This window comes from Streptomyces sp. NPDC005794 (assembly GCF_042871445.1).
Classification (GTDB): Bacteria; Actinomycetota; Actinomycetes; order Streptomycetales; family Streptomycetaceae; genus Streptomyces.
In genome coordinates, this window is record NZ_JBIAIN010000004.1 from 360740 (window position 1) to 373498 (window position 12759).

General features: G+C 72.3%; 8 protein-coding genes. 3 read left to right on the forward strand and 5 right to left on the reverse strand.

Translation table 11 applies throughout. The features are described from left to right. Positions 1-50: 50 nt before the first annotated feature. The 5 genes from ACFYQ5_RS08660 to ACFYQ5_RS08680 all read right to left on the reverse strand — a co-directional run bounded on the left by ACFYQ5_RS08660 (position 51) and on the right by ACFYQ5_RS08680 (position 9301). Complete coding sequence (locus ACFYQ5_RS08660) at positions 51-3821, reverse strand: ABC transporter ATP-binding protein (RefSeq protein WP_389195012.1); 3771 nt, start codon at positions 3819-3821, stop codon at positions 51-53. A 167-nt stretch (positions 3822-3988) separates the two neighbouring features. Further along, entirely contained in the window at positions 3989-4855 is an 867-nt protein-coding gene (locus tag ACFYQ5_RS08665; protein WP_389195015.1) for a serine hydrolase, read from the reverse strand. Between the two features lie 225 nt (positions 4856-5080). Further along, a complete protein-coding gene (locus ACFYQ5_RS08670) occupies positions 5081-6763 on the reverse strand; it encodes a thiamine pyrophosphate-binding protein (RefSeq protein ID WP_389195018.1) in 1683 nt (560 codons plus the stop codon). After that, positions 6760-7731 carry an agmatinase gene (gene speB, locus ACFYQ5_RS08675; RefSeq protein WP_389195020.1) on the reverse strand — a complete coding sequence of 324 codons (972 nt, stop codon included), beginning with the start codon at positions 7729-7731 and terminating at the stop codon, positions 6760-6762. The genes ACFYQ5_RS08670 and speB overlap by 4 nt, the downstream gene beginning before the upstream one ends. Positions 7732-7834: 103 nt before the next feature. Next, positions 7835-9301, reverse strand: a complete 1467-nt coding sequence (locus tag ACFYQ5_RS08680; protein ID WP_389195023.1) for a sodium:solute symporter — start codon at positions 9299-9301, stop codon at positions 7835-7837. A gap of 122 nt (positions 9302-9423) precedes the next feature. Here ACFYQ5_RS08680 and ACFYQ5_RS08685 point away from each other — a divergent pair, with 122 nt between their 5' ends. The 3 genes from ACFYQ5_RS08685 to eccD all read left to right on the forward strand — a co-directional run bounded on the left by ACFYQ5_RS08685 (position 9424) and on the right by eccD (position 12734). Beyond that, positions 9424-10899, forward strand: coding sequence for a PucR family transcriptional regulator ligand-binding domain-containing protein (locus ACFYQ5_RS08685; protein ID WP_389195026.1), 1476 nt, complete (start codon positions 9424-9426; stop codon positions 10897-10899). A gap of 78 nt (positions 10900-10977) precedes the next feature. Further along, positions 10978-11241 (forward strand): hypothetical protein, encoded by a 264-nt coding sequence (locus tag ACFYQ5_RS08690; RefSeq protein ID WP_382088883.1) that lies wholly within the window; start codon positions 10978-10980, stop codon positions 11239-11241. 152 nt (positions 11242-11393) lie between these two features. Then, the gene (gene eccD / locus ACFYQ5_RS08695) at positions 11394-12734 is read left to right on the forward strand and encodes a type VII secretion integral membrane protein EccD (protein WP_389195385.1); all 1341 of its coding nucleotides are present in this window, start codon (positions 11394-11396) and stop codon (positions 12732-12734) included. Positions 12735-12759: the final 25 nt, after the last annotated feature.

The window sequence follows — 12759 nt, forward strand, 5'->3', positions numbered from 1 at the left end:
ACGTACGGGTGTACGACGCGGGAGGAGTGCCTTCAGGTTGCGGTGCGAGGTCACACGCCTGCCGGGGCGTCCTCGCCTATGTCCTCGCCTATGAAGGTGCGCCACAGCCGCGCGTACGCGCCTCCCCTGGCCAGCAGCTCGTCATGCGTGCCGTCCTCCGCGACCCTGCCCCGGTCCATCACCACGACCCGGTCGGCACGGGCGGCCGTCGTCAGCCGGTGGGCGACCACCAGGGTGGTGCGCCGGCCCGCCAGCCGGTCGGTGGCCTGGTTGACCTGCGCCTCACTGGCGAGGTCGAGGGAGGCGGTCGCCTCGTCGAGCAGCAGGATGTCGGGGTCGACCAGTTCGGCCCGGGCGAGGGCGATCAGCTGGCGCTGGCCGGCGGAGAGGTTACGGCCCCGTTCGGCGACCTCGTGCAGATAGCCGTCCTCCAGGGTGGCGATCATGTCGTGCGCGCCGACCGCCCGGGCCGCCGCCTCCACCTGGGCGTCGGTGGACTCCGGCAGCCCGTACGCGATGGCGTCACGGACGGTGCCCTCGAAGAGGTAGGCCTCCTGCGGTACGACGCCGAGCCGGTGCCGGTACGCCGTCCTGTCGAGCCGGCGCAGATCCGTACCGTCCGCCGTGACCCGTCCGCGCGTCGGGTCGTAGAAGCGGGCGACGAGCTTGACCAGCGTGGACTTGCCCGCCCCCGTCTCACCGACGAAGGCGACCGTCTGGCCCGCCGGGATCCGCAGATCGATACCGGTGAGGGCCTCGTCCTCGCCGGCGTACGCGAACGACACGTCCTCGAAGGCGATCTCGCCGCGCAGCGACGTCACGTCCAGCGGCTCGTCGTGGTCGGCCGTGGAGGTCGGCTCCCGCAGGAGTTCCTGGATCCGGCCGAGGGAGACGCTGGCCTGCTGGTAGCCGTCGAAGACCTGGGACAGCTGCTGCACGGGGGCGAAGAACAGGTCGATGTAGAGCAGATAGGCGACCAGGGCGCCCGTGGTCAGCGTGCCGTCGTCGACACGGCCCGCGCCGACGATCAGCACGGCGGCGGCCGCGATCGAGGCGAGCAGCTGCACGAACGGGAAGTAGACGGAGATCAGCCACTGCCCGCGCACCCTGGCCTGGCGGTAGTGGTCGCTGCGCGCCGCGAACCGCTCGGCGCCGTCGCGCTCGCGCCGGAACGCCTGGACGACGCGGAGCCCGGACACGGACTCCTGGAGGTCGGCGTTGACGACGCTGATGCGTTCACGGGCGAGCTCGTAGGCCTTCACGCTCGTGCGGCGGAAGAAGAACGTGCCGACGATCAGCAACGGCAGCGTCGCGAAGACGACCAGGGCCAGCTGGATGTCGAGGACGAGCAGGACGACCGTGATGCCGAAGAAGGTGACGAGGGAGACGAAGGCGGTGACCAGGCCGGTCTGGAGGAACGTGGACAGCGCGTCCACGTCCGTCGTCATCCGGGTCATGATCCGGCCGGTCAGCTCGCGCTCGTAGTAGTCGAGACCGAGCCGCTGGAGCTGCGCGAAGATCTTGAGGCGCAGGGAGTACAGCACGCGCTCGCCGGTGCGGCCGGTCATCCGGGTCTCGCCGATCTGCGCGGCCCACTGCACGAACACGGCGAGCAGACCGAGTCCGGCCGCCGCCCAGACCGCGCCGAGCGCCATCTTCGTGACGCCGTCGTCGATGCCGTGCCGGATCAGCACGGGCAGCAGCAGGCCCATGCCCGCGTCGACGGCGACCAGCGCCAGGCTCACCAGCAGTGGAGCTCCGAAGCCGTGCAGGAGCCTGCGCAGGCCGTACGACGTCTCCGGGCGCACCGCGCTCGCCTCGTCGATGCCGGGGGCGTCGGTGGCGGGCGGCAACGCCTCGACCTGGGCGAGCAGCTCGGGGGTGGCGGGCATCCCGGCGGCCGCCGCGTCTCGCTGCTCCTCCTTGCGGATCCACAGCCCGGGGGTGACACCGCGTTCGGCGTCGAACTCGGCGTCCAGCTCGTCCTGGAGCGCGCGGTCGTCCTCGGGCGCCGCGACCGCCGCCGGCCGGTGTCCGGGAGAGGTGCCGCCCAGCTCGTCCGGGTCGGTGAGCAGCCGGCGGTAGAGCGCCGAGCGGCGCTCCAGCTCGGCGTGCGTGCCGATGTCGGCGAGCCGTCCCTGGTCGAGTACGGCGATGCGGTCGGCGAGGCCGAGTGTGGACCGGCGGTGGGCTATCAGCAGGGTCGTGCGGCCCTCCATGACCCGTGCCAGGACCTCGTGGATCTCGTGTTCGACCCGCGCGTCGACGGCGGAGGTGGCGTCGTCGAGGAGCAGCAGGCGGGGGTCGGTGAGGATGGCGCGGGCGAGCGCGACGCGCTGGCGCTGGCCGCCGGAGAGGGTGAGCCCGTGCTCGCCGACCTTGGTGTCGTACCCCTGGGGCAGTTCGGAGATGAACCCGTGCGCCTGGGCGGCGCTCGCGGCCCGCTCGATCTGCTCCTGGGTGGCGCCCGGGTATCCGTACGCGATGTTGGCGCCGACGGAGTCGGAGAAGAGGAAGCTGTCCTCCGGTACGAGCCCGATGGCGGCCCGCAGGGAGTCCTGGGTCAGCTCGCGGACGTCGTGGCCGCCGACCAGGACGGCGCCGTGCGACACGTCGTAGAAGCGGGGCAGCAGGAGCGAGACGGTGGACTTGCCGCTGCCGGAGGCGCCGACGACGGCCACCGTCTCGCCCGGCTCGATGGTGAGGGAGAACCCGTCGAGGACGGGCCGGTCGTCGTCGTAGCCGAAGCGGACGTCGTCGAACTCGACGCGTGCGGGGGCGTCGGCGGGGAGCTCCTTGGTGCCGTCCTCCATGGACGGCTCGGTGTCGATCAGCTCCAGGACACGCTCCACACCGGCCCGGGCCTGCTGGCCGACGGTGAGGACCATGGCGAGCATCCGGACCGGGCCGACGAGCTGGGCGAGATAGGTGGAGAAGGCGACGAAGGTGCCGAGGGTGATCTCGCCCCGGGTGGCGAGCCAGCCGCCGAGGGCCAGCATCGCGACCTGGCCGAGCGCGGGGACGGCCTGGAGCGCCGGGGTGTAGCGGGAGTTCAGCCGGATCGTGCGCAGCCGGCCCGCGAAGAGCCGGCGGCTGACCTCACGGAGCTTGCCGGTCTCCTGGTCCTCCTGGCCGAACCCCTTGACGACCCGGACCCCGGAGACGGCCCCGTCGACCACGCCCGCGACGGCTGCGGCCTGGCTCTGGGCGTACCAGGTGGCGGGGAAGAGACGGGTCCTGGAGCGGCGGGCGATGAACCACAGCGCGGGGGCGACGGCGAGGGCGACGAGGGTCAGGGGCAGCGAGAGCCACGCCATGATCACCAGGGAGATGAGGAAGAGCAGGATGTTCCCGATGGTCATCGGGAGCATGAAGAGCAGCCCCTGGATCAGCTGCAGGTCGCTGGTGGCCCGCCCGACGACCTGCCCGGTCGAGAGCTCGTCCTGCCGCTTCCCGTCGAGCCGGGTGAGGGTGCCGTACATCTCGGTCCGCAGATCGTGCTGTACGTCCAGGGCGAGCCGCCCGCCGTAGTAGCGGCGGATGAAGGTGGCGACGTAGACGAGGACGGCCGCACCGATGAGCAGGCCGGTCCACACGCCGAGGGAACGGGTGTGGCTGCCGACGACGTCGTCGATGATCACCTTGGTGATGAGCGGGACGAGCGCCATCACGGCCATGCCCGCGAGGGACGAGCCCAGCGCCAGCACGACATTGCGCCGGTAGCGCCACGCGTACCCGGTCAGCCGCCGGCCCCATCCCCGCTGCCCCGCGTCCTGGTGCTCCGCGTCCTGGTGCTCCGCGCCTTGTTTCTCCGCGCCCACCCGTGCCTCCTGTTTCGCCCCGTAGCCCCGCCTGGTCCTACCGCTTCTCCCCAACGCCGTCAGCTGCGGATTTCATCCTCCCGCAACAATTCACGGCCGGGGGATGGAGAACGGAGGGCGTGGAAGGGGCGGAGGGGAGCGAAGGACGGAAGGCGGAGGCCGGGTGCTCAGCCGGTGGCGGGCCCGATGTCCTTGTGGACGGCCTTGGAGACGGCCTGGATGGTGTCGATGCCGTCCTTCATCGTCTTGTTGTCCTGCGTGAGGACGGTGATCACGTAGTCGTGGCCCTTGCCGCTGAACGCGCCGACGCTGTGCACGCGCCAGCCGTGGGTGGACCGTTCCAGCCAGCCGTTCTTGAGCTGGACCGTCGCGTCGCCCGGGGCGCCGGCCGGAACACCCCAGCGCTGGTCCGGCACGACCTTGCGCATCCGGTCCAGGACGAAGGTCCGCGAGCGGTCGTCGAGGACCTTGTTCCTGGCCGTCACCAGGGTCAGCAGACGCTGCTCGTCGTGTGCGGTGATCTGGGTGAGCCCCCATGCGCCCCCGGCGTCCAGTGCCGTGCGGGTCATACCCGCCGCCTTGAGGAATCCCTTGACCTTCGCCGGGCCGAGCTCGTCCCACAGCTCACTGGTCGCGTCGTTGTCCGACGTGGTGATCATGGCTGTGGAGAGCTTGTCCTCGCGCGGGGTGAGCGGCCGGTCCGTCTTCTGCGCGTCCCAGAGCAGTGCGGCGAGGACCGTGACCTTGACCACGCTCGCCGAGTCCACCTGCTGGGTGGGCCGCAGCGTGCAGCTCGTGTGTGTCCGGTGGTCCTGCACCGCCAGCGCGGTGGTGGACCTGTGCCCCTTGAGGGCCGCGGTGATGTCCTCGGACATCTTCGCGGCGAGGCCGGCCCGGTCCGAGGCGCAGGAGACGGCCGGGGCCGGGGCCGGGGCCGCGGCGGCGGCGGCGGGCGACGCCACTGCGGCTGCGGCTGCCGGCGCGATGACGCCGATCAGGGCTGCGCAGAACGCGGCCCGGGAGTACCTGGGCATCCGCTGATGAGTCACGCCGTCCTCCGCACCGTCTCGTGGCCGCCCCCCTACGAGGCACCCGGGCATGATGCGCAGAAAAGGACAAACCACCCTATGGCCTGGGCCACAGGCAGCTGGTGCGCCTCGGCGCCGGCCCCGGGGCGCACGGCCTCCGGGCCGGGCGCGGTGACCGACGCCACACCGTTCAGCCGTCCGGGTCCGGACCGGACCCGGAGGGGGCCGGACTCACAGGTGCGTCGGCTCGAACATCCTCAGCAGCGCCGGGAGCACCACGACCGACGGCCCTGGGGCCGCCAGGGCCGTGCCGAGGTCGGCGGCCAGGGACTCCGGCGTCGTACGGACCGCGGGGACGCCGAAGGACTCGGCGAGGGCGACGAAGTCCGGGCGGGAGAGTTCGGTCGCCGTGGCTTCGCCGAAGGCGCCCGTCATGTACTCGCGCAGGATGCCGTAGCCGCCGTCGTCGACGATCAGCCAGGTGACGGGCAGGCCGTACTGCCGCACGGTGGCGAGCTCGGCGATGGAGTACATCGCGCCGCCGTCGCCGGAGACCGCGAGCACCGGCTTCGTCGGGTCGGCGGCGGCGGCACCGATCGCGGCGGGGAAGGCGTAGCCGAGACCGCCCGCGCCCTGCGCCGAGTGCATGGTGTTCGGATGGCGGGCGTCGAAGGCGGACCAGGCCCAGTAGGCGAGGATCGTCATGTCCCAGAAGCTGGGCGAGGTGTCGGGCAGCGCCTCACGGACGGAGGCGAGCACCTGCTGCTCCAGCGTGAGGTCCTGGGCCGCGATCCGCTCGTGGACCTGATCCAGCAGCGCCCGGACACGTTCCGTCGCCGTGTCGTCCTCGCGGGGCTCCACCGCGTCCAGCAGGTCGGCGAGGGCCTCGCGGGCGTCGGAGTGGATGCCGAGCGCGGGGTGGTTGGACTCCAGTTTCCCGGCGTCGGCCTCGATCTGGATCACCCGGCCGCGTGGGGCGAACGTGTGGTAGTTCGAGGAGAGTTCGCCCAGTCCGGAGCCGACGACCAGCAGCACGTCGGCGGACTCCAGGAAGTCCGTGGTGTGCCGGTCCTCCAGCCAGGACCGGAGCGAGAGCGGGTGTTCCCAGGGGAAGGCGCCCTTGCCGCCGAAGGTGGTGACGACCGGGGCGTCGATCTTCTCGGCGAGCGCGCGCAGCTTGCCGGCCGCGTCGGACCGTACGACCCCGCCGCCCGCGATGATCGCCGGACGCTCGGCGTGCGACAGCAGGTGGGCGGCCACGAGGGTCAGTTCCGGCCGGGGGTACAGCTCGCGCGGAGTGGCGTCCAGCGCGCTGACGACGGGCAGGACGGTCTCGGCGAGCAGCACGTCCTGCGGGATCTCCACCCAGACCGGCCCGTGCGGGGCGGTCAGCGCGGACTCCCAGGCGGCGGCGATCGCGGAGGGGATCTGCGACGCCGTGCGCACCATGTGCACGGACTTCACGATGTCGCGGAACGAGGCCTGCTGGTCGCGCAGTTCGTGCAGGTAGCCGTGGCGCCCGCCGCCGAGTCCGGCGGTCGGGACCTGGCTGGAGACCGCCAGCACGGGCGCCGACGCGGCGGCCGCCTCCTGGAGCGCGGCCAGGGAGGTCAGGGCGCCCGGACCGGTGGAGAGAAGCAGGGTCGCCACCTCGCCGGTGATCCGGCCGTAGGCGTCGGCGGCGAAGCCCGCGTTGTTCTCGACGCGCATTCCGACGTAGGAGAGTGAGGAGCGGCGGAGCGCGTCGAACACGCCGAGCGCGTGCTGGCCGGGCAGCCCGAAGACGGTGGTGGCGCCGAGGCCCTGGAGGGTCTCGATCACGAGGTCGCCGCCGTTGCGTCCGGGCGGGGTGTTCAGGGCAGCCTCGGCCTGTGCGGGGGTGAGCCGCGGCCGGTCGTCGTGGTCGTGGCTCACTTGTTCCGTGCCTCTGCGATCTGGCGGGACATGATCGTCGTGAGTTCGTACGCCGTGTGGGAGGCGGCCACGGAGGTGATCTCGGCGTGGTCGTACGCGGGGGCGACCTCGACCAGGTCCGCGGAGACCAGGTGGCAGGAGGAGAGTCCGCGCAGGATCTCCAGGAGCTCTCGCGAGGTGAGACCGCCCGCCTCGGGGGTGCCGGTGCCGGGGGCGTGCGCCGGGTCCAGGACGTCGATGTCGATGGAGATGTAGAGCGGCCTGTCGCCGACGCGCTGGCGCAGCTGGTCGGCGATCTCGTCGACGCCGCGCCGCATGACGTCGGCGGAGGTCACGATGCCGAAGCCCATCTTGGCGTCGTCGGTGAGGTCCTGCTTGCCGTACAGCGGGCCGCGCGTGCCGACGTGCGACAGCGCCTCGGTGTCGAGAATGCCCTCCTCGACGGCCCTGCGGAACGGGGTGCCGTGGGTGTATTCCGCGCCGAAGTAGGTGTCCCAGGTGTCCAGGTGGGCGTCGAAGTGGAGCAGGGCGACGGGGCCGTGCTTCTTGGCCACGGAACGCAGCAGGGGCAGCGCGATGGTGTGGTCGCCGCCGAGCGTCATCAGCCGGGCGCCGGTGGAGAGCAGGTCGTCGGCGGCGGCCTCGACGGTCTCGACGGCGTCGTTGATGTCGAAGGGGTTCACGGCGATGTCACCCGCGTCGGCGACCTGGGCGAGCGCGAAGGGGGACGCGTCCTGCGCCGGGTTGTAGGGGCGCAGGAGCCGGGAGGCCTCCCGGATGGCGTTGCCGCCGAACCGGGCGCCGGGGCGGTAGGAGACCCCGCTGTCGAAGGGCACGCCGACGACGGCGACATCGGCGGAGCCGACCTCGTCGAGCCGGGGCAGCCGCGCGAACGTCGCGGGTCCGGCGTACCGCGGGACGCGGGAGGAGTCGACGGGGCCGCGCGGCGCCTCGTTGCTGCTGCTCATGGGTGCGGGTGCCTTTCGTTGAACCGTGCACGCCTTGTGGGCGTTCATACGGTATTGAGTGTGTCAGGGGCCGGATCGGACCTCTGGCGCGATGGGCGGGCGGTCAGACGGTGACCGGGTCCGGGGTGGCCGGATCCTCGGCCTCCCGCCCGGCCAGCCGCTCGCGCCACGCGGTCAGTACGGCCGGGTCGGTCGGCTTCGTCGCGAGCGAGACGACGACGTACACGGCGAGCGAGGCGAGCAGCCCGTAGGAGACCGGCTCGTTGGCGAGGATTCCGTAGCCCGCCATCAGCCCGGTCACCGCGACGCCGCCGACGGCCACGGCGGCCAGTGCGCCCGGCGCCGTTCCCCGGCGCCAGAGCAGACCGCCGAGGATCGGCACCAGCAGCCCGGCGACCAGGAGGTTGTAGGCGACGGTCAGCGCCTGGACGACGTCGTTGAGCGCGATGGCGATCGCGATGACGGCGACACCCACGATGAGGATGAACGCCCGGTTCCCCTTCACCTCGTCCCGCGCCTCACCGCCGCCCCCGGCGACGACGGCGCCCCGCAGCCGCGACCAGATGTCGTGGTTGGCGACGGTCGCGCAGGCGATCAGCGCGCCGGAGGAGGTGGACATCACCGCGGCGAGCGCGGCGGCCAGCACCAGTCCCCGTACGCCGACGGGCAGTTCGTCCTTCACGATCGTCGCGAAGGCCGCGTCGGCGCTCGGCAGCCTCGGGTACATGACCTTGGCCGCCGTACCGATGACGGCACCGGCGACCGCGTAGACGAGGCAGTACGTACCGGCGACGGTGCCGCCCCAGCGGGCCGTCCGGTCGCTGCGGGCGGTGAACACGCGCTGCCAGATGTCCTGGCCGATCAGCATGCCGAAGGTGTAGATCAGGACGTACGTGAAGATCGTCTCGCCGCCGATGCCGAGCGGGTCGAAGTACTCCGTGGGCAGCTTCGCCTTCATCGCGCCGAAACCGCCGGCTTTGACGACGGCGATCGGCAGGAGCAGGAGCAGGACGCCGATCGTCTTGACGACGAACTGCACCATGTCGGTGACGGTGATCGACCACATGCCGCCGAGCGTCGAGTACGCGACGACGACGGTGCCGCCGAGGACGATCGCCACGGTCCGGTCCACGTCGAACAGGACGTCGAAGATGGTGGCGTAGGCGATGGTCGAGGTGACCGCGAGCATCAGCGTGTACGCCCACATGACGACACCCGAGATGACGGCGGCCCGGCCGCCGTAGCGCAGGTCGAGCATCTCGGAGACGGTGTAGACCTTCAGCCGGGCGATGCGCGCCGAGAAGAAGACGGACAGGGCGAGCAGCCCGAGGCCGATCGTGAGGACCATCCAGGCGCCGGAGAGCCCGTACTGGTAGCCGAGGCCCACGCCGCCGATCGTCGAGGCGCCGCCGAGGACGATCGCGGCCATGGTGCCGGAGTACATCCAGGGGCCGAGCCGCCGCCCGGCGACCAGGAACTCGCTCTTGGACTTGGCGCGGCGCATGCCCCACCAGCCCATGGCGAGCATGCCGGCCAGATAGGCCACGATCACCGCGTAGTCGACAGCCATGGGCTTTCCTCCGTCTCGTTTCCGCTCAGGGGTCGGGCGTGACGAAGACGCTAGGTGGCCGGAAGCCGACGCTGAAGTGTACGTTTCCTCCATTCTCATGACACCGAATGGATGGACCGTCCATGCCGGACTCCCCCGCAGGGCCTCCCGCCCCGCCGATCTCGCTGACCGCGCTGCTGGGCCGGGACGAGCTCGGGCTGCGCCGGATCGCCGGCCCGGACCACGCGGATCTGCTGTGGGTGCACACCTCGGAGATGGCCGACCCGTATCCGTATCTGCTCGGCGGTGAGCTGCTGCTGACCGCCGGGGTCCAGCTCGCGGACCCGGACACCTATGTGGCCCGGCTCGTCCAGGCGGGGGCGTCGGCGCTCGGCTTCGGGCTGGCGCCGGTGCACGACACGGTGCCGGACGCCCTGGTCGAGGCGTGCGACCGGCACGGGCTGCCGCTGCTGGTGGTGCCGCCCGAGACCCGCTTCGCCGCGATCGCCCGGGCGGTGTGGCGGCTCATGGCGGAGGCGCGGCACCGCGAGCTGCGCCGGGTGACCCGGGCGCAGCAGGCGCTGGCGACGGCGGCGGCCCGCCCGGACCCGGTGCCGGCGGTGCTGCGGCAGCTCGCCGTACAGCTGGAGGGCCGGGTCGCGCTCCTGACGGCGGACGGCGACGTGCTGCACGCGGCGGGCGATCTCCCGGCACCGGATGTGCGGACGTCCCTGGCCGAGCTGGCACGGGTGGTGGCCCCCGCCGCACCGCATGCCGCCGTCCCCGGCCGGAAGCCGAGTCCGTCATCGGCGACCGACACCCGGGACGGCACCCACCTGTTCGCCTACGCGCTGGGCGGCGGGCAGGGGCTGGCCCTCACCCTGGCGACACCCCGGCGCGACTTCGGCGACCACACCGTCGCGGGGATCGCCGTCGTACTGCTCTCCCTGCTGACCGCCCCGCACCAGGGCGCCGACGCCGCGGGCCGTTCGGCGGCGCTCGTACGGCTGCTGCTGGGCGCGGCCCCGCAGGACGTGGCGCCGCTGCTGGGCGACGGCGACTCCTGGACGGTGGTCCACGCCCGCCGCGCCGACGGCACCCCGGCCGGCCCGTTGAACGCCGGGGCCCTCGGCGCGGCGCTGGGCTCCGCACTGTCGGACGTGGACCGCGAGACGGTACGGGTCCTGCTGCCCGGCCCCCACGAGGCGGTGACCGCACAGCCCGGCTGGACCCTCGGTGTCTCCGGCCCCACCCCGGTCACCGCCCTGCCCGACGGTGACACCCAGGCGTCCCGCGCCCTGGGCCACGCGGAGGCGACCCGCACCGCGCTGACCACGCACCGCCCCGCCACCGGAGGCCTCGACGCCCTGGTCCCACCCGACCGCGCCGAGGCCCACGCCCGCGCGCTGCTGGCCCCTCTCACCGAGCCGTTGGCGGAGACCCTGCGCTGCTGGCTGAGTCTGCACGGCAGCTGGGACCGCACGGCGGTGGCCCTGCGGGTCCACCGCAACACGGTCCGCCAGCGCGTCGCGCGGTGCGCGGCGCTGCTGGACATGGACCTGGACGACATGGACGTACGCACGGAGCTGTGGTTCGCGCTGCGGGACCGCAGGCCCTGAACCCGCCCCTGTCCCACCCGTGCCTTATGTTTCAGGGCGACGACTGACGCAACGAGCGACCGAGGCGACGGACGACCAATGGCACGGGATTACGACAGCCAGCTGCTGGAGTCGGTGGGAGTACGCCGGCGCAGAATGCGCGACGCGCTGCTGTTCGGCGCGCAACGGGCGCGACGCACCGCCGACGAGCGGCTCGGGAAGGTGTTCGCGGGAATCGCCCTGGCAGCCGTGATGTGCGCGGGATGCATCGGGTGGTCCTTCCTCCAGCACACGCTGGACAAGCAGAAGGCGGAGCAGGAGAAGCAGCAGCGCCAGGCGCAGCAGTACGACCGCACCGGCTGAGAGGAAGCGGGGAAGCACTCATGGAATTCCGGGGAAATACCGGATGATTCCCTCGGATTGAGCGGAAAAGACTCCGGATACCGTTACGCACCTTTGACCCCGAAAGCACTCGAAGCCGTGATGATAGGTTCCCGTAAGTGGTGACCACAGCGATAACTTCCCGGACCGAACTGAGCCGGGTGACCCTGGTCGGCGAGCGGCGCCGGGCCGACATCGTCCTCCCGTCGGACACCCCGATCGGCCAACTGCTCCCGGACATCCTCCAGGTGCTCGACGACCGGGTCGCCTCGCGCCCGCTGACACGGCAGTTGATGACGGCGGACGGATCGGCGCTGCCGCACGACAGCACACTGGCATCGGCAGGGGTCGCCGACGGGGCCGTGCTCCGGCTCGTCAGGAGGCACTCCGCGCCGCCCGCTCCTGTGGTGCACGACGTCACCGACCAGGTGGCCGACGACCTCGATCTGCGGGCATGGCGCTGGCGGCCCGCCGCACGCCGGGCCGCAGGGGGTGTGGCCACCGTCGTCTTCGCCGTGATCGCCGCGTTGCTCGCCCGCCGCGAATTCCCGCTCGGAACCCTGGCCGGCTCCCTCGCCGCGGTCACGTGCGTACTGATGGCGGCCGGTGCCCTCGTCGCGAAGGCCGGGCAGGGGAACCGCGGCCTGGCGACGGCGCTCCTGTTCCTCTCCGGCACGCTCGGCATCCTCGCCGCGTGGACAGCGGCCGACGCCTACACGTGGCCGGGCACCCTGCGTCTCGCCGCCGTCGCGGCAGCGGTGATCCTGACCCTGGTGCTGCTCGGTTACTTCTCACCGCTCGGCCGCGGCGGGCTCATCGGCGCCGCGACGACTGCCTCGCTCACCGTGGTGTGGGAGGGCGTCGCCGCCGTCCAGGGTGACCCTGCCCGGCTCGGGGCGGTCATGGCGGTCGTCTCGGTGGTCCTGCTCGGCCTGTTGCCCCGCCTGGCGCTGATGGCGTCGGGGCTGACCGCACTCGACGACCGCCGTTCGGGCGGCGTCTCCGTCAGCCGTCACGAGGTGGGCAACGCCCTCGCGGCCACGCACCGCGGCCTCGCCCTCGCGACCCTGGCCGCCTCGGTCTCGGCTGCGGGCGCCGGCTGGCTGATCACCCGGGCAGGGACGCAGACGGTGTGGACCGTGGTGCTGACCTCGGTCGTCGCCGTGGTCCTGCTGTCCCGAGCGCGCGCGTTTCCCCTGGTCGCCGAAGTGGTGGCGCTCTTCGCCGCCGCGGCCGTCCTCGTCGTACGCCTGGTGATGCTGTGGACGCAGCACGACGGGGGCGCCGGGCCGATCGCCGTGCTGGGTGCGGCAGCGGTTCTGCCGCTGCTCGTCCTGGCGGTACAGCCGCCGGAGCATGTGCGGGTCCGGCTGCGACGAACGGCCGACCTGGTCGAATCCATCGGCATGGTGGGGCTCTTCCCGCTCGCCGTCGGTGTGTTCGGCGTGTTCGGACAGCTGCTCAACAAGTTCTGAGTCAACGCGCGGGCGCTCCGGCAGG